This window comes from Streptomyces sp. LBL (assembly GCF_029893585.1).
GTDB lineage: Bacteria > Actinomycetota > Actinomycetes > Streptomycetales > Streptomycetaceae > Streptomyces.
Map to the genome: position 1 here is coordinate 75,233 of NZ_JARXYX010000003.1, position 23,279 is coordinate 98,511.

The 23,279-nt window shown below is 71.8% G+C and carries 21 protein-coding genes and 2 pseudogenes; 11 read left to right on the forward strand and 12 right to left on the reverse strand.

All coding sequences use genetic code 11. The annotated features are described in order from the left end of the window. Positions 1-227: 227 nt before the first annotated feature. Both M2271_RS04400 and M2271_RS04405 read left to right on the forward strand, forming a co-directional pair. A complete protein-coding gene (locus M2271_RS04400; RefSeq protein ID WP_280885757.1) occupies positions 228-908 on the forward strand; it encodes a CBS domain-containing protein in 681 nt (226 codons plus the stop codon). A 104-nt stretch (positions 909-1,012) separates the two neighbouring features. Beyond that, complete coding sequence (locus M2271_RS04405; protein WP_280885758.1) at positions 1,013-2,014, forward strand: nitroreductase family protein; 1,002 nt, start codon at positions 1,013-1,015, stop codon at positions 2,012-2,014. A gap of 180 nt (positions 2,015-2,194) precedes the next feature. Here M2271_RS04405 and M2271_RS04410 read toward each other — a convergent pair whose 3' ends face one another. The 4 genes from M2271_RS04410 to M2271_RS04425 form a co-directional block, all read right to left on the reverse strand. After that, on the reverse strand, positions 2,195-2,797 hold the full coding sequence (locus M2271_RS04410) for a hypothetical protein (protein WP_280885759.1): 603 nt from the start codon (positions 2,795-2,797) through the stop codon (positions 2,195-2,197). Positions 2,798-3,534: 737 nt separating this feature from the next. Next, positions 3,535-5,253 (reverse strand): GAF domain-containing sensor histidine kinase, encoded by a 1,719-nt coding sequence (locus M2271_RS04415; RefSeq protein WP_280885760.1) that lies wholly within the window; start codon positions 5,251-5,253, stop codon positions 3,535-3,537. 141 nt (positions 5,254-5,394) lie between these two features. Then, on the reverse strand, positions 5,395-5,835 hold the full coding sequence (locus M2271_RS04420) for a pyridoxamine 5'-phosphate oxidase family protein (RefSeq protein WP_280885761.1): 441 nt from the start codon (positions 5,833-5,835) through the stop codon (positions 5,395-5,397). A gap of 151 nt (positions 5,836-5,986) precedes the next feature. Next, a complete protein-coding gene (locus M2271_RS04425) occupies positions 5,987-7,057 on the reverse strand; it encodes a zinc-dependent alcohol dehydrogenase family protein (RefSeq protein WP_280885762.1) in 1,071 nt (356 codons plus the stop codon). Between the two features lie 472 nt (positions 7,058-7,529). Between M2271_RS04425 and ppk2 the strand changes: the two genes are divergently transcribed. The 3 genes from ppk2 to M2271_RS04440 all read left to right on the forward strand — a co-directional run bounded on the left by ppk2 (position 7,530) and on the right by M2271_RS04440 (position 11,978). Further along, the gene (ppk2, locus tag M2271_RS04430; protein ID WP_280885763.1) at positions 7,530-8,333 is read left to right on the forward strand and encodes a polyphosphate kinase 2; all 804 of its coding nucleotides are present in this window, start codon (positions 7,530-7,532) and stop codon (positions 8,331-8,333) included. 285 nt (positions 8,334-8,618) lie between these two features. After that, positions 8,619-10,346: a sulfate permease gene (sulP, locus tag M2271_RS04435; RefSeq protein WP_280885764.1), complete on the forward strand. Its 1,728-nt coding sequence runs from the start codon at positions 8,619-8,621 to the stop codon at positions 10,344-10,346. Positions 10,347-10,883: 537 nt separating this feature from the next. Then, the gene (locus tag M2271_RS04440) at positions 10,884-11,978 is read left to right on the forward strand and encodes a glutamate--cysteine ligase (protein WP_280885765.1); all 1,095 of its coding nucleotides are present in this window, start codon (positions 10,884-10,886) and stop codon (positions 11,976-11,978) included. A 38-nt stretch (positions 11,979-12,016) separates the two neighbouring features. On the opposite strand, the gene M2271_RS04445 is transcribed toward M2271_RS04440, so the two are convergent. Together M2271_RS04445 and M2271_RS04450 are read right to left on the reverse strand one after the other, a co-directional pair. After that, positions 12,017-12,154: an arginine 2-monooxygenase gene (locus tag M2271_RS04445; protein WP_280885959.1), complete on the reverse strand. Its 138-nt coding sequence runs from the start codon at positions 12,152-12,154 to the stop codon at positions 12,017-12,019. A gap of 201 nt (positions 12,155-12,355) precedes the next feature. Further along, positions 12,356-12,460, reverse strand: a pseudogene (locus M2271_RS04450) (hypothetical protein); the annotation flags it as partial. Between the two features lie 55 nt (positions 12,461-12,515). On the opposite strand from M2271_RS04450, the pseudogene M2271_RS04455 reads away from it, so the two are divergent. Together M2271_RS04455 and M2271_RS04460 are read left to right on the forward strand one after the other, a co-directional pair. After that, positions 12,516-12,680 (forward strand): annotated as a pseudogene (locus M2271_RS04455) (methyltransferase); the annotation flags it as partial. Positions 12,681-12,856: 176 nt separating this feature from the next. Further along, positions 12,857-14,095, forward strand: a complete 1,239-nt coding sequence (locus M2271_RS04460) for a phosphodiester glycosidase family protein (protein WP_280885766.1) — start codon at positions 12,857-12,859, stop codon at positions 14,093-14,095. 3 nt (positions 14,096-14,098) lie between these two features. Here the strand turns inward: M2271_RS04460 and M2271_RS04465 are convergent, their stop codons facing one another. The 6 genes from M2271_RS04465 to M2271_RS04490 form a co-directional block, all read right to left on the reverse strand. Next, complete coding sequence (locus M2271_RS04465; RefSeq protein ID WP_280885767.1) at positions 14,099-14,293, reverse strand: hypothetical protein; 195 nt, start codon at positions 14,291-14,293, stop codon at positions 14,099-14,101. Positions 14,294-14,436: 143 nt separating this feature from the next. After that, a complete protein-coding gene (locus tag M2271_RS04470) occupies positions 14,437-15,294 on the reverse strand; it encodes a phosphatidylinositol-specific phospholipase C/glycerophosphodiester phosphodiesterase family protein (RefSeq protein WP_280885768.1) in 858 nt (285 codons plus the stop codon). A 172-nt stretch (positions 15,295-15,466) separates the two neighbouring features. After that, positions 15,467-16,549, reverse strand: a complete 1,083-nt coding sequence (locus M2271_RS04475) for an acyl-CoA dehydrogenase family protein (protein WP_280885769.1) — start codon at positions 16,547-16,549, stop codon at positions 15,467-15,469. Continuing rightward, positions 16,546-17,763: an acyl-CoA dehydrogenase family protein gene (locus tag M2271_RS04480; RefSeq protein ID WP_280885770.1), complete on the reverse strand. Its 1,218-nt coding sequence runs from the start codon at positions 17,761-17,763 to the stop codon at positions 16,546-16,548. The genes M2271_RS04475 and M2271_RS04480 overlap by 4 nt, the downstream gene beginning before the upstream one ends. Beyond that, on the reverse strand, positions 17,760-18,737 hold the full coding sequence (locus M2271_RS04485) for an NADPH:quinone oxidoreductase family protein (RefSeq protein ID WP_280885771.1): 978 nt from the start codon (positions 18,735-18,737) through the stop codon (positions 17,760-17,762). The genes M2271_RS04480 and M2271_RS04485 overlap by 4 nt, the downstream gene beginning before the upstream one ends. A gap of 139 nt (positions 18,738-18,876) precedes the next feature. After that, on the reverse strand, positions 18,877-19,458 hold the full coding sequence (locus tag M2271_RS04490) for an XRE family transcriptional regulator (protein WP_280885772.1): 582 nt from the start codon (positions 19,456-19,458) through the stop codon (positions 18,877-18,879). Positions 19,459-19,537: 79 nt separating this feature from the next. Here M2271_RS04490 and M2271_RS04495 point away from each other — a divergent pair, with 79 nt between their 5' ends. The 4 genes from M2271_RS04495 (at position 19,538) to M2271_RS04510 (ending at position 23,261) form a co-directional block, all read left to right on the forward strand. Next, the gene (locus M2271_RS04495; RefSeq protein WP_280885773.1) at positions 19,538-19,711 is read left to right on the forward strand and encodes an FAD-binding protein; all 174 of its coding nucleotides are present in this window, start codon (positions 19,538-19,540) and stop codon (positions 19,709-19,711) included. A gap of 94 nt (positions 19,712-19,805) precedes the next feature. Continuing rightward, positions 19,806-21,344, forward strand: a complete 1,539-nt coding sequence (locus M2271_RS04500; RefSeq protein ID WP_280885774.1) for an ATP-dependent DNA ligase — start codon at positions 19,806-19,808, stop codon at positions 21,342-21,344. Beyond that, positions 21,341-21,799, forward strand: a complete 459-nt coding sequence (locus M2271_RS04505; protein ID WP_280885775.1) for an NUDIX domain-containing protein — start codon at positions 21,341-21,343, stop codon at positions 21,797-21,799. Before M2271_RS04500 ends, M2271_RS04505 begins: the two co-directional genes overlap by 4 nt. A 76-nt stretch (positions 21,800-21,875) precedes the next feature. Beyond that, on the forward strand, positions 21,876-23,261 hold the full coding sequence (locus M2271_RS04510) for an NADP-dependent succinic semialdehyde dehydrogenase (protein WP_280885776.1): 1,386 nt from the start codon (positions 21,876-21,878) through the stop codon (positions 23,259-23,261). Positions 23,262-23,279: the final 18 nt, after the last annotated feature.

Consider the following 23,279-nt stretch of genomic DNA (forward strand, 5'->3'; position numbering starts at 1 on the left):
TGCACCAGGCCGGTCAACGACGATCGTGGAGATGTAAGGCAGTGGCGCAACAGCGAAGGGCTGGACAGCGCAGTGGGGAACAGCCTCGGCGCGTGGACGAGTGTCAGTGGTGGGCCGGCGCGGGCAGGAGCGACGCAGCAGGCCCTCCGGGTACGGGCTGCTCGTTGTGAGCGCACCTCACTGCGACCGGGACATGTCCTGACGAACCCGAGGCGAGGTGGTCGGAAGTGACCGGGACTCCGCACGTCGTGAGCGATGTGATGACCCAGGCGGTGGTGGCGGTCGGACGCGACGCGCTCTTCAAGGAGATCGTGCGGACCATGGAGCAGTGGAAGGTCAGCGCCATGCCGGTGTTGGAGGGGGAGGGACGTGTCATAGGTGTCGTCTCCGAGGCCGATCTGCTGCCCAAGGAGGAGTTCCGCGACGACGACCAGAGCCTCTACCAGCAGCGACTGCGCCTGACCGACGTCGCCAAGGCCGGCGCGACGAGGGCGGAGGAACTCATGAGCACGCCCGCCGTCACCGTTCACCCGGACGCCACTCTCGCGCAGGCTGCCAGGATCATGGCCGTGCGGCATGTCAAGCGCCTGCCCGTGGTCGACGGCGTCGGCATGCTGCAGGGCATCGTCAGCCGCGCCGATCTGCTGAAGGTCTTCCTGCGGTCGGACGACGACATCGTGGAAGAGGTCCGCCGCACGGTGGTGTCCTGTCTCTTCCCCACCTCCAACCACGCCATCAGCGTGAACGTGCACGAGGGAGTCGTCACCCTGCACGGACACCTCCACGACACCTCGCTCATCCCGGTCGCCGTGCGCCTCGTGCGCGCCGTCGAGGGTGTGGTGGACGTCGAGCCGCACCTCACCGGCGAATCGGCCGATCCCGGCGGACCGCAGGCGCACAGCTCCTGAGTTCTTTGATGACAGCGCCTGCCCGGGACCGCCGTGGAATAGTGGAGGAGACGGGAATCGCCCTTCCGTGATTGGCCGGTCGGCCCTGGAGGGAGGCAGGTCCGGTGTCCGTACGTGAACTCGACACGACGACCGTGACAGCGCTGGTCGAAGACGCCGTGGCGGCTCCGTCCATGCACAACGCGCAGCCGTGGAGATTCCGGTTCCTGCGCGGCGACAGCACCTTCCAGGTGTACTCGGATCTCGAGCGCGCCATGCCGCGGGCCGACCCCACCACCCGCGGTCTTCACCTCGGTTGCGCCGCTGCCCTGTTCAACCTGCGCGTCGCCGCCGCCCACGCCGGCTGGGCACCGGACACCGAACTGCTGCCCGACCCCGCGGACCCGCGGCTGCTCGCGGTGGTACGGCTGAGCAGCCCAGCACTTCCCGGGAACGGTCTCGCGGAAGACCTCGCCCCGCTGTATCCGGCGATCCGTCGCCGTCGAACCAGCCGCCACCCGTTCAGCGACGAGGCGATACCCCCGGCCATCAAGGATGCCCTGAGCGCCGCCGCTCTCCTGGAGGGGGCGCGACTGGCCTTTCCCGACATATGGCATGTACACACACTGCTGGACCTGGTGCACGACGCCGAGGGACGCGACGCCATGGACGCCGCCGCGTCCGAGGAGCTGAGGCATTGGACCCGTGTGGACACCGGAGCAGCGGAAACGGCCGGCGACGGGGTACCGGCGTACGCCTTCGGCCCTCGCAAGCGCCACGGCAGGGCGCCCGTGCGTGACTTCGCCGGGAGGCGCCCCGTTCCCGGCCGCGAGACCGCCGCGTTCGAGAACGCGCCCCAGCTCGCGATCCTGGGCACCGTGGACGACCGGCCGAGGGACTGGCTGCTGGCGGGCCAGGCCATGGAACGCGTTCTGCTCGAGGCCACCCTCGACGGGCTGGCCACCTCACTCACGTCCCAGGCTCTCGAATGGCCCGAACTCCGCTGGACCGTGCGCGACCCGCGGTCGGCTATGGGATTCATCCAGATGGTGCTCCGGCTCGGATACGGCCCGGCAGGCCCCGGCACACCGCGCCGCCCCGTGCACGAGGTACTCGACATCGAGTGAGCCCTCTCTTCTCCCCGGACGGCCCGCGTCAGGGGAGAAGACCCTGGGGAGAAGAACCTGGGGAGAAGGCCCCGGCCAGGAGACGGCCAGGAGGGGGCACGCCGCGGCCCGTGCGGGGGCGGAGGCTGCCCGGTCCCTTCCGGGGGCTCAGTAAGGGACTCGGTCAGCACGGGCCGCCTGTCATCCTTTGCCTCCGCTGAGGTTCCGCCACTGCGGGCCGACGCGCTTCCACTCCGCGTCCCACTCCGCCAGCCGCCGACGCAGCAGCCGCCTGCGGACCAGCCAGCCACCAGCGAGTGCCGTGGAGCCGGCGCCCGACACGACGAGCAGCCCGGTGCCGACCGCTTCCAGTTTCGCCTGCGCCACCGTGGGCGGCTTGGAGACCAGATTGCCGGTGCTGTCGGCCCACGCCGTCACGCGAGTGCCCGCCGCGGCGCCGGGCTCGGCCTTCGTCTTGGCCGTGTGCGTGACGCCGTCGGCAGTGGTCCAGCGGACCTTGGCCCACACCTTGCCGTCGTCGACTCCGGTCGTGGACGGCGGAATCTTCGAAGCGTCCTCGGCCAGCGCGGCGGCGACGGTGTGTACGGCCGCTCTCCGCGCGGCCAGGGCCTGGTCGACTCCCGTTGCGGCCGCCTGGCCCGCGAAGGTCCCGCCCAGGAGGGCCAGAGTCCAGGTGACAAGCACGATCCTGGCTTCGACGACGTCGCTGTGGCGTCGCAGAGGATTGCGCCGCCATCGCCAGAACCGCACTCTGGTCAATTCCGCCGGATCTGTTCTGGCCATGGACTCGACACCTCCTTCAGTGCCGTCACGGTCGCACCACATTTCCGGCACCGCCGGTCCATTCGGCCCGGGCGTCGTCGGGGAGAGCCGGGTCGAGGTCCGCGCCGCGGGGTGGCCGGGACAGTGCGCCGTCCACGCCCATCACGCCGTCCACCACCCGCAGCGGCCGTCTCGACGGGGGCGAGCGACCTGTCCCGCACCCGGCCGGTGAGCGTCACGACGCGGTCACGCGCCTCCACCCGGATCGGCTCGACAGGCGCGGCGTGGAAGCGCGCGACGACTTCCTCACTCCTCAAGTAGGGCATGGCGTCCTCCAGGTGCTCGGATGCCGTCCCGCGTCACCAGCCTCGGTCGCCACGCCTGTGCGGACATGGGCCCAACGGCCCTGTCCCGAGGTTCGACGGCCTCTCCTCACCGGGCAGCGCGGCTCAGGCAGGTCATGAGCGCCTCGCCTCCGGGAAAGCTGGTGACCGCTTACGGCAGCGCAAGCCCGTTCCTCCCGACCGCCCACGCGTTCCCCTGGGTTACGACCGTGGCCGCGCTCGTACTCAGGCATTGACGCAACGCCCGGGAGCAGCGCCCGGGGGCCCTGCTCATCACCAGCACCAGCGTACCCACGGCCGCCGCAGGCTGTCGCGGCGTAGCACCCGCGGACCTCGGACCTCGGGACCACACACGCCCGCCGAGCGCGAGTGCCGGGTGCGGGTGCCGGGTGCGGGTGCCGGGTGCCTCAGCCCCTACGGCTTCCGCGTCGGCGCCCGCCACACCAGCGTCGTACCGCCGCCCTCGGGCTTCCCCAGTTCCAGTCGGCCGCCCAACTGCTCCGCGCGCTCCGCCATATTGCGCAGACCGCTGCGGTGGCCGTCGTCCGGGATGCCCACACCGTTGTCCGTGACCGACAGCCGTACCTCCCGCCCGTCCGCGGCCAGGAGCACCTCGGCGCGGTCCGCACGGGCATGCCGGGCGACGTTGGTCAGGGCCTCGGAGAGCACCGCCACCACGTGGTCGGCGATCTCCTTCCGCACGTCGGTGTCCAGCAGGCCCTCCATCCGGACGCTGGGGGCGAAACCGAGGACCGGCGCGGCCTCCCCGACCACCCGTACGGCGCGGTCCCGCAGTCCGGCCTCCCCGGCGCCCTCACGGGTACGGAGGCCGAAGATCGTCGACCTGATGATCTTGATGGTCTCGTCGAGGTCGTCGACCGCACGCACCACGCGTTCGGAGGCCTCCTCGTGGTCGATGAAACGGCCCGCGCTCTGCAGCGTCATGCCGGTGGCGAACAGCCGCTGGATCGCCAGGTCGTGCAGGTCCCGCGCGATACGGTCACGATCCTTGAGCACCGCGACCTCCTCGGCGTCCTGGCGTCGCTCCGCCAGCTCCATCGCGACGGCGGCCTGCGCGGCGAAGGCCTGGAGGGTCTCGGTCTCCGTCGCCGAGAACACCGGCCGGCCGGTGTCTCGCGCCAGCAGGACCACGCCACGCGCACCCGCCTCGCCCGTGCCGATCGGCACGGCCACAGCGGGGCCGAGTCCCCCGAAACGCGGAGGCTCCAGCGAGATGCGTTCGTCGTGGGCGACATCGGCGCTGGTGACCGGGGCCGCACCGGAGAAGGCCAGCCCCATCAGGCTCCGGTCCATCGACAGTACGAGCCCCCGGTGTGCCTCGGCGTCCGTCCCGACGGCGATCTCCACGGCGAGTGCCCCGGCGTCCGCCATGGGCAGCGCGACCGCCGCCAGGGCGGATCCGGTGATCTCGCGGGCCCGCTCGGCGATCAGAGCGAGGAACTCGGCGCGATCACCTCCGGACATCAGGTTGTGGGTGATGTCCGCGTTCGCCCGCAGCCAGCGTTCCCGCAGCCGGGACTCCTCGTACAGCCGGGCGTTGTCGATGGCGACTCCGGCCGCCACGGCCAGTGTGAGGGTGACCGAGACGTCCTCCTCCTCGAACTGGGCGCCGCCTCGCTTCTCGGTCAGGTACAGATTGCCGAAGACCTGGCCGCGCACCCGGATGGGGACACCGAGGAAGGTGTTCATGGGCGGGTGGTGCGCCGGGAAGCCGTACGAGGCCGGATGCTGGGAGATCTTCGCCAGGCGCAACGGCTCGGGATGACGGATCAGCTCCCCCAGGATGCCGTGGCCCTCCGGATAGGGGCCGATCCGGTCGATCTGCTCCTCGCTGACCCCGACCGTGTGGAAGGCCGACAGCCGCCTGCCGTCCGGGCCGATCACGCCGAGTGCCGCGTACTCCGCGTCGACGAGCACCGCGGCGGCCTCCACGATGCTGTGCAGTGCCTGCTCCAGATCCAGCTCCCTGCCGACTGACAGCAGCGCCTCCAGCAGGCTGTGCACGCGGTCGCGGGTGCCACGGGCGGCGTCCAGCCGCGCCTGCAGTTCCTCCAACAGCTCGTCCAGCCGCAAGTGAGGCAGTCTCACGCGAGCCTCCTCGGGGCTTTCCACCCTGCGCTCCTCCAGGCCCTCAGGGGACGAACGCCCACCAATCCGGTCATGTGCCACGGTAACGGCCAGGCAGCGGGTGCGACAGCGTATGGAGCCGAGCGACCGGGAGAGGACGGATCTGCTGAAGGAACGATGGACGATTCAGGAAGGGAGGTGCACGCCGTACAGAGTGCGTCCGCCGACGAGTTCGCGCCCGGTGACCAGTTCCGGGTCGATGCGTACGAAGACCTCCTGCGGTGCCGGCGCCCAGGAACGCGGCCCGGTCCGCAGCAGCCGTGCGTGCTCGGCGGGGTCGGTCACGAGGGTGGCCGCTCCCATGACCACGACGCTCCACCCGGAGTGGGTGACGGCGTCCACCTCGTCGGCCTCGAAGGCCACCACTGCTCCGTCGATCGCGCTCACCAGTTCCGAAGAGGCCGAGGTGCGCACCAGCACCGCGCCGTCGCGGTCTCGGCGGAAGTCGACCGGGAGGACGGCGGGCAACGCCTGCCGCGTGTACACGATGCGCCCCACAGGCACCGTGGCCAGCAGATCCAGGCACTCCTGCCGGTCGAGTTCGCGGAATCCGTCGTTGGCGTACATATGCCATCTCGTCTCTCACCGGCACCGGACACAGCCGTCCTGCACTGGTCGTCGCGTCGACAACAACTCGGCGCACCTGTGTCCACGAGCGGCCGTGACCCGTCTCGTCCGCTTGTCAGGCCGCTTGTCAGGCCGCCCGTCAAGCCGCTCGTCAGGCCGCCCGGACGGCGACCTCCTCGTGCGATGGTCCGCCGAGCACCACCTTGAGAGCGCCGGTGTCGGCGGCCCGGGCGAAGACGTCGTACGCCTCCTCCATGCGCTCCAGCGGGAAGGTGTGGGTGACCAGCTGCGCGGTGGGCAGCCGGCCGGCGGTGGCCATGCGTAGCAGGGTGGGCGTGGAGTGGGTGTCCACGAGGCCGGTGGTGATGGTCACGTTCTTGATCCACAGGTCTTCGAGGTGCAGCGTGGCGGGCTTGCCGTGGACGCCGACGTTGGCGACGTGACCGCCCGGCCGCACCATGCGCGTGCACAGTTCGAAGCTCTCCGGCAACCCGACCGCCTCGATGACCACGTCCGCGCCGAGACCGTCGGTGAGATCGTCGACCAGTTGTTCGGGGTCCTCGCGAGCGTCGGCCACGGCGTCGGCGCCGAGCCGCTTGGCTGCCTCCAGCCGGGAGGCGGCCAGGTCGACGGCGACGATCCGCTCGGGCGCGAACAGGCGTGCCGTGGCGATCGCCGCGAGTCCGATGGGACCGGCTCCGACGACGGCGACGGTGTCGCCCGGACGTACCTGCCCGTTGAGGACGCCCACCTCGTAGGAGGTCGGGAAGATGTCCGCCAGCAGGACGGCGTCCTTGCTCTCCACCGCGCCGGGCAGGGCGTGCACGGACAGGTCGGCGTAGGGGACACGGACGTACTCGGCCTGGGTGCCGTCGATCAGGTGGCCCAGGATCCAGCCCCCACCGCCCCGGCACTGGCCGTAGCTCCCCTCGCGGCAGTAGCGGCAGCGTCCGCAGGGGCTGATGCAGGAGACCAGCACGCGGTCGCCCGGACGTACGGTCCGGACGTCGCCGCCGACCTCCACGATCTCGCCGACGGCCTCGTGCCCCAGGACCGTGCCGGGGCGTACCTCGGGGACGTCGCCCCTGAGGATGTGCAGGTCCGTGCCGCAGATGGTGACGGCGACAATTCGCACGATGGCGTCGGTCGGCTCTTTGACGGCAGGATCGGGGACCTCCTCCCAGGCGGACTGCCCGGGGCCGTGGAAGACGAAGCCTTTCATGACGCTCCTCCCCCCTCCTTTTTTGAGTACCGGGATTTACTTACGAGTACCGGGATTACTTACCGGGCGGTCGGCGAGCACGGCGCGGTGCCGGCGGACGAACCGCCGTGCGTCGCCTGCGCTTGTTCATCGGTACGCGGACGGGCGTCGGCCACGGCGATCTCGCTCCTCCATGGGCTTCCGACACCCCGATCGTGCGGCGGGGCGGAGGAGGATCCCATGGGCTGTACGGGGGACACCCCGGGGCCGGTCGGCCCCTCTGTGACCGCCGAGCGGCCCCGCTTTCGCCGGTCCGGACAGGTCTCGCCGCAGCTGCCCTCCGGCCCGGCCAGAGGGTCGGCGGCCCGCCGATGCGCGTCCAGGGTGCGCAGGTCTTCCTCGGTCAGTACGGTGGCGTTCTGGTGTTCGGCCCCGGACGTGGGTGGGACTTCGGAAGTCGTCGGCGTTGAGGTCATCGGGCGGTGGAGGCGGCATGGCCGACAAGAAGGCGGTGGCGCTGCCGCGCAAGACGTACGAGAAGGAACTGCTGCGGCTGCAGACGGAGTTGGTGAAGCTGCAGGAGTGGGTGCGGACGACGGGGACCCGGCTGGTGGTGATCTTCGAGGGGCGGGACGCGGCGGGCAAGGGCGGGACGATCAAGCGGGTCTCCGAGCACCTCAACCCCCGTGTGGCCAGGATCGCGGCGCTCCCGACGCCGACCGAGCGCGAGCGCAGCCAGTGGTACTTCCAGCGGTACGTGGAGCATCTGCCGGCGGCCGGGGAGATCGTGCTGTTCGACCGGTCCTGGTACAACCGGGCCGGGGTCGAGCACGTGATGGGCTTCTGCACGAAGGAGGAACACCAGCTCTTCCTCCGCCAGTGCCCGATCTTCGAACGCATGCTGGTCGAGGCCGGGGTACTGCTGCGCAAGTACTGGTTCTCGGTGAGCGACACCGAACAGCAGGAGCGCTTCCGGCGCCGTCTGGAGGACCCCCTGCGGCGCTGGAAGCTCTCGCCGATGGACCTGGAGTCGATCACCCACTGGGAGGCGTACTCCCGGGCCAAGGACGAGATGCTGGTGCACACCGACATCTCCGAGGCGCCCTGGTACGTCGTCGAGAGCGACGACAAGCGCCGGGCGCGGCTGAACATGATCGCTCATCTGCTGTCGTCCGTGCCCTACCACGAGGTGCCGCCGCCGGTGCTGGAGCTGCCGGAACGGCCTCTGTCGACCGGCTACCAGCGCTCGCCGCGGGATCTGCAGACCTACGTCCCCGACCACGCCGCGAGCCTCTGAGCGCCGGTCACCTCTCCCACCCGACGGATACCGCCGACCGCCTCTCCCACCCGACGGATACCGCCGACCGCCTCTCCCACCCGACGGATACCGAAGGCCCGCGGCCACGTGGACGAACGGCCCTGTTCGCAGAGGGCCACCGGGCGGGTGCAGCCCTGTTCGCAGAGGGCCGTCGACCCAGTTCCCAGAGGGCCCTCGGACCGGGTGCGGGCCGCCGGGCGCACAGCCTCTCGCCGTAGTTCTCGCGGCCGGTAGATCATGAGGGCAGACGACGGAAGGCGGCACATGTCCCAGGGCTCGGGCAGACACGTCCCGGTGTGGCGCCGACTGGTACCCGGTCTCGTCGCGCTCCTCGGCTACCGGCGCGCGTGGCTCACGGGTGACCTGCTCGCCGGGGTGACCGTGGCCGCGTACCTGGTGCCGCAGGTCATGGCCTACGCGGGGGTGGCCGGGCTGCCGCCGGTCACCGGTCTGTGGGCGATCCTCCCGGCCCTCGCGATGTACGCCCTGTTCGGTTCCTCACGGCTGCTGTCGGTCGGCCCCGAGTCCACGACCGCCCTCATGACGGCCGCCGTCATCGCCCCGCTCGCCGCCGGGGACGCCGGGCGCTACGCGTCCCTGGCGGCCGCCCTCGCGGTCACGGTCGGGCTGCTCTGCCTGGTCGCCCGGGCGACGCGGCTCGGCTTCCTCGCGGACCTGCTGTCCCGCCCCGTCCTGATCGGCTATCTCGCGGGCGTGGCCCTCATCATGATGGTGGACCAGTTGCCCAAGCTCACCGGGGTGCGGACGACGGGCACCCAGTTCTTCCGCCAGCTGTGGTCGTTCCTCGCCCACCTGCCCGAAGCGGACCCGGCGACCGTCGTCTTCTCCGCCGTCATTCTCGTGTTCCTCTTCGTGACGGTCCGCTACGCCCGCGTCGTGCCCGGCCCGCTGGTCGCCTTCGTCCTCGCGACCGCCGCCGTCGTGGTCCTCGACCTGGACGGGCGGTACGGGATCAAGGTGATCGGCGAGGTCCCGGCCGGGCTGCCGAACCTCGCCGCCCCGGACCTGAGCGAGCTGCCCCACCTCGTCCTGCCCGCGCTCGGCGTGCTGCTGGTCGCCTACACCGACTTCATCCTCACCGCACGGGCGTTCACCGGCCACGGCGACGAAGGTCCGGGGGGCGAAGGTCCCGGGCTCGACGCCAACCAGGAGTTCCTCGCCCTGGGCGCCGCCAACCTCGGCGCCGGAGCACTGCACGGCTTCCCGGTGAGCGGCAGCGCCAGCCGCACCGCCCTCGCCTCCTCGGCGGGCGCCCGCAGCCAGGCGTACTCCCTGGTGGCCGGGGCGGTGGTGCTCGCGGTGCTGCTCTTCCTCAGTCCGTTGCTGGCGCGCACGCCCTCCGCCGTGCTCGGCGCGCTGGTCGTCTACGCCGCGGTCCGCATGATCGACCTCGCCGGCTTCCGCCGGCTGGCATCCTTCCGCCGCCGGGAACTGCTCCTCGCGCTCGGCTGCCTCGTCGGGGTGCTCGCCCTGGACATCCTGTACGGGGTGATCGTGGCCGTCGGTCTGTCGGTGGCCGAACTGCTGGCCCGGGTGGCACGTCCGCACGACGCCGTCGAGGGCCTGGTCCCCGGGATGGCCGGCATGCACGACGTCGACGACTACCCGCAGGCCCGGACGATCCCCGGGCTGCTGGTCTACCGCTACGACTCGCCACTGTTCTTCGCCAACGCGGAGGACTTCCGGCGCCGCGCCCTGGCCGCCGTCGACGAGCAGTCCGATCCCGTGCGCTGGTTCGTCCTGAACACCGAAGCCAATGTCGAGGTCGACATCACCGCCCTCGACGCGGTCGACGAGGTGCGCCGCGAACTGACCCGCCGCGGCGTCGTGTTCGCCCTCGCCCGGGTGAAGCAGGAACTGCTGAACGACCTGGAGGCGTACGGCCTTGCGCAGACGGTCGGCACGGAGCGGACGTTCCCGACGCTCCCGACCGCCGTGGCCGCGTACCGCGCGTGGCTCGGCCGTCAGTAGGGGACCGAGCCGACACGACGGACTCGCGCCGGAGTGAGTCAGCGGCCTGCGCAGAACGGCCCCCGGAGCTTACGGCGCCACGCGTACGGCTCGCCGTGGCTCACGGCGCCCCGCGTACAGCTGGGCGCGCCCACGACGCCACGCGCGTACAGCTCGGCGGCGCTCACGGCGCCACGCGTACCGCCCCGGGGCCGCGGCCGGCGTCATCACGTACAGGATCGTCGACACCAGCTGAGACGGCACGTCGAAGGTGTCGCGCGTTGCACGGCCAGTGCCTCCGCCGCTCCGAAGCCGGGTGCGGCGAGGAAGCCATCACGTCCTGCGCCGCCCTTGTCCTCACCGTAGGAGTGAACAGGTGTCCGGGCCCGTGCCCGATGCGCTGTGCGCCAAGCTTTGCCATGGTTTGTCATGAGGCGGTCGCGGCACTCGGGTGACCCGCGAGTGTGTGCACCGCTTCCGAGGTGATCACTGCTGTGCGACATGTGCCGGTCCGGCACATGCGGACCCCCGGTACACGGGCGGAACAGAGGGTGGCCGATGACGACGATCGGTGTGGAAGAGGAGTACCTGCTGCTGGACCCGGTCACGGGCCTGCCGGTCCCGCTGGCGGACAAAGTGCGCGCCGTGGCGGGCCTGGGGTCCTTCGCGACCGACCAGGAGGTGCAGTGCGAGCTGCTCCAGGCACAGGTCGAGGTGGCCACCCCGGTGTGCGGCACCCTGGAGGAGGTCGGAGGTCATCTGCTGCGGTTGCGGCACGCCGTAGGGTCCGCCGCCGAGGAGCACGGCTGCCTGATCGCGACCTGCGCGACACCGCCGCTGCGCCATCGTCACCCGGTCGCCGTCACCGACCAGGCTCGTTACCGGGCCATGCGTGCGCAGGCGCCTCAGCTGGTGGCGGAGCAACTGGTCAACGGCATGCACGTCCACGTCGCCGTGCCCAGCCGGGAGGCGGGTGTGCGGGTGATGAACCGGATCCGGGTGTGGCTGCCCACGCTGACGGCGATGTCGGCGAACTCCCCGATGTGGGACGGCCACGACACCGGCTTCGCCAGCTGGCGCACCGTGCTCTTCGGCCGCTGGCCGGTCAGCGGCGTGCCTCCGGCCTTCCAGGGCGCCGCGGACTACGACCGGCGGATACAACGGCTCCTGGACGGCGGCCTGATCGCGGACAGGGGGCAGTTGTACTGGCAGGCCCGCCTCTCGGAGCGGTATCCCACGATCGAGGTGCGGTGCCTGGACGTTCAGCTGCGGGTGGACGACGCGGTCATGTTCGCCGGGATCATCCGGGCCCTGGTGGAGACCGCCCTGGCGGAGGAGTCCGCGGGGGCCCCCGAGCCCGACTGCGCTCACGAACTGCTGCAGGCGGGCATGTGGTACGCGGCCCGGCACGGTCTGAGCGACACCTTGATCGGTCCCGAAGGCGACCCGAGCCGCGCCGGCGACGTGGTGGTCGCACTCCTGCGGCACATCGCCGTGGCGCTCGACGCGGCCGGCGACACCCGGCAGGTCACGGCCCTGGTCCACCGGCTTCTGCAGGGCGGAACCGGCGCGGACCGCCAGCGCACCGCCCTCGCGCAGGGCGGACTTCGCGCAGTCACCGACCTGATCAGCTACGAGAGCACCACGCCGTGACACACCACGCCGTGCCGCACCACGCCCGAAGCCGCACCTCAGCGCCGCGCCACCACCCGCAGGGTCCGGACGGACGAGTCGGCCGCGTCGGGGATCAGGACACCGTGTTCGACGCCGCTGCGCAGGTGGTCGAGGACCTCGTCGTTGATCACCTCACCGGGCGCGAGGACGGGCACGCCAGGAGGGTACGGACTGATCATCTCCGCGGCGATCCGTCCCGCGGACGCTCGGCCGGCACGTGATCCACCTCGGCGAAGAACGCCTCGCGCGGCAGCATGGCCTGCTCCAGCTCCAGCTCCAGCTCCAGCTCCAGCTCCAGCGATCACGGACTTGTGCGCGTTGCGCGACAGCAACAGCTTCTCGCCGGGGCCGGCCACGGCCGGCATGGCGGTCTTCACCGACAGGGAGCTGCCGCACGGGGAGAAGAACGCCTGCTCGGCGCCGACCGCGTCCGCCATCAGCTCCTGGGCCCGGCTGAGCACGCGCTGGGACTGGCGCCGGTCGTCCAGCCCGTTGAGGGACAGGACGTCCGAGCGAGAGCCGGCCGACCAGCCCGGCGAACGGGTCGGCGACTGGCGCTGGTTCGCGCTCGACCGGCTGCCGGAGAACCTGTTCGTGTGCAGCGCCCAGGGCCTCACCGCATGGCGCCCGGCCCTGCCCAACGACCACACGCCGGCCCACTTCACCCCGTACTCCCCCTGACCGCCCCTACGCCTGCACCCCGCTCACAGCCTCCCCCGCGCTGCGCTCGGGGGCATGAGGGAGTACGTTTCCTCACCCGTTCGCGCCTCGTAGGCACGTAGACATCGCGCCGGTCACCGTCCTCTGGTGCACTTCCCCTGAGTCCTGGGAGAGTTGACGAGACATCAGGGAGAATCGTGACGCGTCGTCAAAGACGGTTCGGGGCGGGCAGAGACGTACTGGCGTTGCTGGCGGCACTCGGCACACTGGCCGGTGCGGCCCTGGTGGGGGCGGCACCGGCCGGCGCCGTACCGGACCGGACCGGACTCGCTCCGGGCGTGGGGTACGAGGAGTTCGACCTCCCGGCGGCCGGCCGGGTGGCCCACGCCCATGTGCTGAGCGTCGACCTGCGTGATCCGCGGGTACGCCTCGATCTGCTGTATCCGGGGGCGGTGGCCGCGCGCTCCCCCGTCTCCGGGATGGCCGACGCGGCCGGGGCCGTGGCAGGGGTCAACGGCGACTTCTTCAACATCACCGAGACCCAGCACCCCGGCGTCGAGGCCACGGGCGCGACCGTGGGCCCGGCCGTCGCGCGCGGCCACGCTCTCAAGGCGGCGGTGCCGAACGGCCAGCGCTTCGGTCCTGCCCTGCCGCCGGGCACCGGCACCGAGGACGTGATCGGCGTGGGCGTGGACCGGCGGGCCCGGCTGGACACCCTCGCCCTCGATGGTTCGGTCCGTACGCCCGCGGGCCGGCTGCCGCTCGGCGGGCTGAACCAGTACGCGCTGCCGGAGGGCTCCATCGGCGCGTACACCTCCGACTGGGGAAGCGTCTCCCGGGTGCGCGCCACCTGCGGCACGGACACCGACCGGGCCGCTCCGTGCAGCACCGACACCTACGAGGTGACGGTCCGTCACCACCGCGTCGTGTCGATGTCCGACGCTCCCGGCAGCGGTCCCATCGCCGCGGGAACCACCGTGCTGGTGGGCCGCGAGGCGGGCGCGCGGCAGCTGCGGACGTTCTTCGCGGGCGAGCCGGTGACGGTGCGCCACCGGCTGGTGGCGTCCGCGTCCCGGATCCCGTACCGCTTCGCGCTCGGCGGCTATCCGGTCCTGCGGGGCGGACAGCCCCTGCCGGGCCTCGACGACCGGACCGCGGCCGTGCGCACCGCCGTGGGCGTCGGGGACGGCGGACGACGTCTGCTGCTGCTCGCGCTCGACGGGGCGCCCGAGTACCGCGGCGGCCTGACCATCGCCGAAGTCGCCGGCGCCATGCGAGGGTTGGGTTCGACGGACGCCTTCAGTCTGGACGGCGGCGGATCGACGACGCTCGTCGCCCGGGAGCCGGGCGCGAGTGCCGTCACCGTCCGCAACCATCCCTCCGGCGGTGCGGAACGGCCCGTTTCGAACGGCATCGGGGTCTTCACGACCCCGTGACGCTCATGGTCTGAGGGTGCTGACGATGTCCGCCGTCGCCGTCAGACCGCTGGTGATGCTGGGTGCGATGTTCGTCCCGGCCAGACAGAAGCCGAGCAGCAGGCACACCAGCCCGTGGGAGAACTTCAGCTGGCCGCTGCGCAGGAAGATCACCGCCAGGATCGCCAGTAGCAGCACCACAGAGAGGGAAATCGCCATCGTCAGCCTCCTCCACCACGCCGCCATGTCCGGTTCACGGCGTTCGGCCGCAAGTGTGGCGTAGTGGAGGGTTCGTCCGGGCAGCTGACCTGTCCTCCGAACGTGTGGTGTCTGCGCCTGCCGGTGGGCGTCCAGGAAGGCGCCTACCGGTGGGCGTCCAGGAAGGCCTCCAGTCCCGCGAGGTCGTCGGTGTTGAGGTGGTCGACGTCGGCGGCGAGCAGTTCGGCCCACAGCGCGTCCCGGGCGGGGCCCGCCACGTCCGGGGTGGCCCAGAACCGCACCTTCTGCCCGCGGGAGTGCGCGGCCCGGATGATGCCCCGCAGCTTCTGCCGCTCGGCGTCGGGGAAGGCGCCGACGCCCAGCCAGGTGAAGTTCAGCGTCCAGTTGTCGCTGATGAGCGGGACGAAGGAGGCGGGGGCCGAGGTGCCGAGGTCGGTGAGCCGGCCGTCGTAGAAGGCACGCCGTACGGTCTGGGCCTCCATGGGCGTACGGGCCGCGCGGTCGCCGGAGATGACGGCGGTGACCGGCCCGGGCAGCACCCGTCCGTGCGCGTAGGTCGTGAACAGGTGCGGGTAGCGCTTCAGGTGACGGTCGAGTTCGAGGTACGTCGACGAGCCCTCGGTCTTGATGTCGACCAGAAGCTGCGACGGCCGACGGTGACCCCGGTACACGGAACCGTGGTTGGCCCGGACGCGGGCGGCCAGCGGCTCGAGGTAGAGGGATTCGAGGGTGCGCTTCGGGTCGAGGTCGACCGGGTCGTGGGCGACGAGGAGCTGGTCACCGACCAGGTAGATGTCGGCCTCGACGCTGCCGAAGCGGTGGTCGAGGGCGTCGAGGAGGGGGCGCGGATGCTCGTAGTCGTTGTGCGCGTGGGCACGCCACAACGGCCGTGGGCGGTGCCTGCGTTCGCCGGCGAGCGCGTCGGCGGCGGGCAGGGCGACGGCGCCCGCGAGGGCGGCACCGAGGGTCGTGAGGGCTCTGCGGCGGGTGGTGAGGGCCATGCTCTGCCTCCCTGGTAGGCCGTACGGGAACGCTGCGAGTATGCAATCCGTACGGCCCCTGGGTGCAGGCCCGGGAGAGGAGTTGGCCGGACTGCCGCTGCCCGTTCATCTCCTCCGCGCGAGGCACACGAAAAGGCCCGCCCCAGGTCGGGCGGGCTTTCCCGGGTGAACGTCAGGGAGCTTGGAGGTCGACCAGTTCGGCCACCGTCTCCCGGTGGGCGCCGGCCGTGCCGTAGGCGATCGAGTCGGCCTTGGCACGCTTCAGGTGCAGCTGGACCGGGTGCTCCCACGTCATGCCGATGCCGCCGTGCAGTTGCAGGGCCTCCTCGGCGGCCCGGACGGCGACGGGTGCCGCGTAGGCATGGGCGACGGCGACCGCCACGTCGACGTCCTCGCCGGTCGTGAGCGCGTCCGCCGCGTTGCGGGCCGCCGCGCGCAGGTGGACGACGTCCAGCCAGAGCTGGGCGAGCCGGTGCTTGAGTGCCTGGAAGCCGCCGACGGGCCGGTTGAACTGCTTGCGCTCCTTGAGGTAGCGGACGGTCTCGGTCAACGACCATTCGGCGAGGCCGAGTTGCTCGGAGGCGAGCAGTCCGGCCCCGGTGCGCAGGGCCCGGCGTACGGCCGGTTCGGCGTCGCCGATCCGGCGGGCCCGAGCCCCGTCGAGGGTGACGGCGGCGAGCGGCCGGGTCAGGTCCAGGGGCACCTGCGGGGTGACGGTCACGGCGTCCGCCTCGACGATGTACAGCCCGCCGTCCGCGGCCGGAACGAGCAGGACGTCGGCGATTGCCGCGTCCGCGATGCCGGTCAACTCCCCGTGGAGCGTGCCGTTTTCCGGTCGTACTGCCTTGAAGGCGCCGCCCGGAGCCACGTGCAGTCCGACCGCGAGGGCGCCGACGGTCCGGCCCGAAGCCAGCTCGGCCAGCAGGTCGTCGGTCCCGCACGCGAGCAGGGCCTCGGTGGCGACGACGGCGCTGGTGAGGTACGGCACGGGGGCGACGGACCGCCCCAACTCCTCCAGGACGACGGCGGCTTCGCGGTGGGTGGCGCCCTGGCCGCCCTGCGCCTCGGGCACCAGCAGCCCGGCGAGGCCCATGCCCTCGGTGAGCGCCTTCCACGTCTCGCGGTCGTGGGGCGTGTCCGACTCGGTCCGGGCGATCACGCCCGCCGGGTCGCAGTGGTCGGTGAGCAGGTCGCGGACGGCGGCGCGGAGGGCGTCTTCCTCCTCCGCGTACAGAAGGTCGGGCTCGGTGCTCATCGGGCGAGGTCCTTCCAGGCGACGTCCTTGTCGGTGCGCGGCTCGGCGGGCAGACCCAGGACGCGCTCGGCGACGATGTTCAGCAGGACCTCGCTGGTCCCGCCCTCGATGCTGTTGCCCTTGGAGCGCAGGTAGCGGTAACCGGCGTCCCGACCGGTGAAGTCGACCAGCTCAGGTCGGCGCATGGTCCAGTCGTCGTACAACAGGCCCTCCTCGCCGAGGAGTTCGACCTCCAGGCCGCTGATCTCCTGGTTGAGGCGGGCGAACGCCAGCTTCATGCCGGCGCCCTCGGGGCCGGGCTGGCCGACGACCATCTGCTGGCGCAGGCGTTCGCCGGTGAGGCGGGCGACCTCGGCCTCGACCCACAGCTTCAGCAGCCGCTGGTGCAGGTCGTGGGTGCGCAGCTCGGGCCGTTCGCGCCAGGTCCTGGCGACCGGGCCGATCATCCCGCCCTCGCGGGGCAGCCGCATGCCGCCGATGGCGACGCGTTCGTTGTTCAGCGTGGTCTGGGCGACCCGCCAGCCGTCGCCGACCTCACCGAGGCGCCGGGAGTCGGGGATGCGGACGTCGGTGAGGAAGACCTCGTTGAACTCGGCCTCGCCGGTGATCTGGCGCAGCGGCCGAACCTCGACGCCGGGGTCGGTCATGTCGCAGATGAAGTACGTGATGCCCCGGTGCTTGGGCACGTCCGGGTCGGTGCGGGCGATGAGGATTGCCCAGCGGGCGAGGTGGGCGCTGGACGTCCACACCTTCTGCCCGTTGACGACCCATTCTCCCCCACTCTCGGCTTCGCTCGAGCGGGAGGGGCCCCCATCCGCACGGACGGCCCGCGTCCCGAGCGCCGCGAGGTCGGATCCGGCGCCGGGCTCGCTGAACAGCTGGCACCAGACCTCCTCCCCCACCCACAGAGACCGCAGATACCGCTCCTTCTGCTCCTGGGTACCGAAGGCGAGGATCGTCGGCGCGGCCATTCCCAGGCCGATGCCGATGCGCCGTGGGTCGTTGTCGGGGGCTCCGGCGGCCTCCAGATCCGCGTCCACGACGGCCTGGAGGGAGCGCGGGGCTCCGAGGCCACCGAGGCCTTCGGGGTAGTGCACCCAGGCGAGTCCGGCGTCGAACCGGGCCTTGAGGAAGTCGAGTCGGTCGGTGTCGGCGGGCGGGCAGGCAGCCAGCAACTGTGCGGTGCGGCGCTTGAGTTCGGCTGCGTCGGTCATGCCGCCGCCTCTTCCGTGAGGCCGGGAACGACGACGACCCGTCCGGTCGTCACACCGTCCCCGACCCGCTGCACGGCGGCCGCGGCCCCGCTCAGCGGCACCCGCTCGCTCACCAGCGGCTTGATCGCGCCCCGGGCCGCCAGTTCGGTGAGCTGCTCGTGGCAGTGCTGGACCAGCTTCGGGTTCTTGGTGTTGTACAGCCCCCAGTGCAGGCCGAGGATCGCGTAGTTCTTCACCAGGGCGTGGTTGAGCGACGGGCCGGGGATCGTGCCGCTCGCGAAGCCGACGACGACGATCCGGCCCTCGAAGGCCACAACCTTGGTCGACTGTGTGTAGGCCTCGCCGCCGACCGGGTCGTAGACCACGTCGGCGCCCCGGCCTCCGGTGGCTTCCTTCACGGCGCCGACGACGTCCTCGCTCCGCCGGTCGATCACCACGTCACAGCCCAGTTCCCGGGCGACAGCGGCCTTGTCGGCGCCGCCGACGACACCGATCACCCTCGCTCCGGCCGCCTTCCCGAGCTGCACGGCCGCGCTGCCGACCCCTCCGGCGGCGGCGTGGACGAGCAGCGTCTCGCCGGCTTCCAGGCGGGCCCGCCGGTGCAGACCGAACCAGCCCGTCTGGTAGCCGATGTGCAGGGCCGCCGCCTCGGCGTCGTCCAGCGAGTCGGGGGCGGGCAGCAGGGCGGCCGAGTCCGCGACGGCGTATTCGGCGAAACCGCCGTACGGCAGCGCGGGGTTGGCGATGACCCGGCGGCCGTCCTCCGTCTCGCCGCAGATCTCCACGCCCGGCGTGAACGGCAGCGGCGGCCGGACCTGGTAGTGGCCGCGGGCCATCAGCACGTCCGGGAAGTTGATGTTCGCCGCGCGCACCTTCAGCAGGACCTGGCCGTCACCGGGCGTGGGCCGCGCCACGTCCTCCAGACGCATCACCTCGCCCGGTTCGCCGTTCTCGTGCACGTGCCATGCCTGCATGCGGGGCCTCCACGGGACTGCTTCGTCTGACCGGGTTCCCTCGCATACTAAGCGGTCGCTTGTCGTCAGGGAACAGTAATCAGGGACAGCAACCCGGGACAGCGCGATCCGGTACAGCATCCGGGAACTGTCGGACGCCTCACGACCGCTTGGGCCGCGCCCGTACGTGCATCCGCTCCCCCTGCGGCCCGAAGAGGCTGAGGAACTCCGCCGGCCCCTCCCCCGTCGACCCGAACCAGTGCGGCACCCGGGTGTCGAACTCGACGGCCTCCCCGGCCACCAGGACGGCATCCTGCCCGCCCAGCACCAGCCGGAGCCGCCCCGCCAGCACGTACAGCCACTCGTAGCCCTCGTGCGTCCGCAGCTCCGGTTCCTCGTTTCCCGGCGGCACGAGCACCTTGAAGGCCTGGAGCCCGCCGGGCTGCCGGGTGAGCGGCCAGTAGGTGCGCCCGTGCCGGGAGATCGGCGCGGTCCGCACCCGCGGATCGCGCACCGGCGGAGCGCCCACCACATCGTCCAGCGCCACCTCGTGGGCCCGCGCGATCGGCAGCAGCAGCTCCAGGCTGGGCCTGCGCAGGCCCGACTCCAGCCGGGACAGCGTGCTCACCGAGATGCCGGTCACCTCGGACAGCCCGGCCAGGGTCGCGCCCCGCTCCTTGCGGATCCGCCGCAGTCGCGGGCCGACCTCCGCGAGCACCTCGCCCATGTCGTCGTCACTCATGAGGTCATTGCAGTTTCGGCAAACACCTTTGTCAATGCCGCGGGGGACGAGGGACCGTCGTCGTGGAGGTGGTCACCCATTGACCGAGAAGTACGAAGTGATCGTGGTCGGAGGCCGTACGGCGGGGCTGTCCGCCGCGCTGGTCCTCGGGCGCGCCCGGCGCCACACGCTGGTCGTCGACGCCGGTGAGCCTCGCAACGCGCCCTCGGCACACGGATACGGTCGGGCGCCACGATCGACGGCGACCTGCTGATGGCGGACCTCGACACGGCCGTCCGGAGGGAGACCGCCCGCGCCGCCCGGACGTAGCGGGTGTGGACCGCCCGCCTCCGGTGCACCATGGCTGCATGTTGCTGACCCGGCTGGCCCAGGTGTCCCAGGAGGTCGCCGCCACCTCGGCGCGCTCCCGGAAGATCGCGCTCCTCGCCGAGCTCTTCCGGGACGCCGAGGCTCAGGACGTACCGATCGTCATCCCCTACCTCGCCGGACGGCTGCCCCAGGGGCGCCTCGGCGTCGGCTGGAAGGTGCTCAGCCGGCCCGTCGTCGCGGCCGCCGAGCCGACGCTGACCGTGCGCGAGGTGAACGCCCTGCTGAGCGAGCTGGGGCAGGTCTCGGGCGCCGGCTCGCAGGCCGAGCGGGCGCGTCTCGTCGGGGAGCTGATGGGCGCGGCCACCCGGGACGAGCAGCGGTTCCTGCTCGGGCTGATCAGCGGCGAGGTCCGGCAGGGTGCGCTGGACGCGGTCGCGATCGAGGGCCTCGCGCAGGCCACCGCGGCGCCGTCGGCGGACGTCCGGCGGGCCGTGATGCTGGCGGGCTCGCTCCGGACGGTGGCCGAGGCCCTGCTCGCGGACGGCCCCGGCGCCCTGGACCGCTTCCGGCTCACCGTCGGCCGCCCGGTCCTGCCGATGCTGGCGCACAGCGCGTCCTCGGTCGCCGAAGCGGTCGAGAAGCTGGGCGGGTGCGCGGTCGAGGAGAAGCTGGACGGCATCCGCGTCCAGGTCCATCGCGACGGCGGCGCCGTACGGCTGTACACCCGCACCCTCGACGACATCACCGACCGGCTGCCCGAACTGACCTCGGCGGCACTGGAGTTGAGGGGCGACCGGTTCATCCTGGACGGCGAGGTCATCGCCTTCGACGCGGCCGGCCGCCCCCGCTCCTTCCAGGAGACGGCCGGCCGGGTCGGCTCCCGGGTGGACGTGACAACGGCCGCCGGGACGGTCCCCGTCTCCCCCGTCTTCTTCGACGCCCTGTCCGTCGACGACCGCGACCTGCTCGACCTCCCGTTCGCCGAACGGCACGCGGAGCTGGAGCGGCTGGTGCCGGAGCCGATGCGGGTGCGCCGCACCCTGGTGTCCGGGCCGCAGGACGTGCACGCGGCCGAGGAGTTCCTCGCCGAGACCCTGAAGCGCGGCCACGAGGGTGTCGTCGTGAAGTCGCTCGACGCCCCCTACAACGCGGGCCGGCGCGGCGCCTCCTGGCTGAAGGTCAAGCCCGTGCACACGCTCGACCTGGTCGTCCTGGCCGCAGAGTGGGGCCACGGCCGCCGCACCGGCAAGCTCTCCAACCTCCACCTCGGCGCCCGCGCCACGGACGGTTCCTTCGCGATGCTCGGCAAGACCTTCAAGGGCATGACCGACGCGATGCTGACCTGGCAGACCGAACGGCTCCAGGAACTGGCCGTGGACACGAACGGCTCCGTGGTGACCGTACGGCCCGACCTCGTCGTGGAGATCGCCTACGACGGCCTGCAGAGGTCCACCCGTTACCCGGCCGGCGTCACCCTCCGCTTCGCCCGCGTGGTCCGCTACCGCGAGGACAAACGCCCCGAGGACGCCGACACGGTCGAGACGCTGCTCGCGGCCCATCCGGAGGTGCGGCGGTGAAGCGCAGTGCGGGCCTGCTGCTGTTCCGCCGCAGTGGTCACGGGACGGAGGTGTTGCTCGGCCACATGGGCGGTCCCTTCTTCGCGCGGCGCGACGCCGGTGCGTGGACCGTGCCGAAGGGCGAGTACGACGCGGACGAGCCGGCGTGGGACGCGGCCCGCCGCGAGTTCCAGGAGGAGCTGGGGCTGCCGCCGCCCGACGGGGAGGCCGTACCGCTCGGCGAGGTCCGGCAGACCAACGGCAAGATCGTCACGGCGTGGGCGGTCGAGGCGGACCTCGACCCGGCCACGATAGACCCGGGCACCTTCCGCATGGAGTGGCCGCCGAAGTCCGGACAGACCCAGGAGTTCCCGGAACTGGACCGCGTGGCGTGGTTCGACCTGGACGGCGCGCGAGCGGTGATCGTGAAGGCGCAGGCCGCGTTTCTCGACCGGCTGGCGGAGCACTCGTCCTGAGCAGAGGTGTACGCGTTGCGGCCCCTTCCGCAACGCGCGAAGGTCACAGCACAGCCAGCTTCCCAGGAGGTCCGTCATGCCCATCGCAACGGTGAACCCGGCGAACGGCGAGACGCTCAAGACGTACGAGGCCATGGGCGAGGAGGAGATCGAGCGCCGGCTCCAGCTCGCGGAGGCCACGTTCCGGACGTACCGGACGACGACCTTCGCGGAACGCGCCCGGCTGCTGCACCGGGCCGCCGATCTCCTCGACGAGGACCAGCAGGACATCGCCCGCGTGATGACGACCGAGATGGGCAAGCCGGTCACCCAGGCGCGCGCCGAGGCCGCGAAGTGTGCAAAGGTAATGCGCTGGTACGCCGACCACGCCGAGGAGCTCCTCGCCGACGAGGAGCCCTCCGCCGCCGATGTGAAGGACTCCGGTGCCTCCCGGGCCCTGGTCCGCTACCGGCCGATGGGCCCGGTGCTCGCGGTGATGCCGTGGAACTTCCCGCTCTGGCAGGTGGTCCGCTTCGCGGCCCCGGCGCTGATGGCGGGCAACGTGGGCCTGCTCAAGCATGCCTCCAACGTCCCGCAGACCGCCCTCTACCTGGAGGACCTGTTCCACCGGGCGGGCTTCACCCAGGGCGCCTTCCAGACCCTGCTCATCGGCTCCGGCGCGATCGACGAGATCCTTCGCGACGACCGCGTCAAGGCGGCCACCCTCACCGGCAGCGAGCCCGCCGGCCGCGCGGTCGCTGCCACCGCCGGGGAGATGATCAAGAAGACGGTGCTGGAGCTGGGCGGCAGCGACCCGTACGTCGTGATGCCGTCCGCCGACATCGACAGGGCAGCGCAGATCGCGGTGACCGCGCGGGTGCAGAACAACGGGCAGTCGTGCATCGCCGCCAAGCGGTTCATCGTGCACACGGACGTGTACGACGCGTTCGCCGAGCGGTTCGTCGCGGGCATGAAGGCGCTGACGGTCGGCGATCCGCTGGCGGAGGAGACGGACGTCGGGCCACTCGCCAGCGAGCAGGGGCGGGCCGATCTGGAGGAGTTGGTCGACGACGCCAGGCGCAGCGGCGCGCGCGTGCTGTGCGGGGGCGAGCGGCCCGACGGGGACGGCTGGTACTACCCGCCGACCGTCCTCGCCGACATCGCCCGCGAGATGCGCATCCACCGCGAGGAGGCCTTCGGCCCGGTCGCCACGCTGTACCGCGCGGCCGACCTGGAAGAGGCCGTGCTGATCGCCAACGACTCGCCGTTCGGCCTGAGTTCGAACGTCTGGACGCGGGACGAGGCCGAGGTCGATCGTTTTGTACGGGACCTGGAGGCCGGTGGCGTGTACGTCAACGGGATGACCGCCTCCCACCCGGCGCTCCCGTTCGGCGGAGTGAAGCGGTCCGGGTACGGGCGTGAGCTGTCCGGGCACGGAATCCGGGAGTTCTGCAACATCACCACCGTATGGCACGGAGCGTGAGGCTTCCGCGGCTACGAT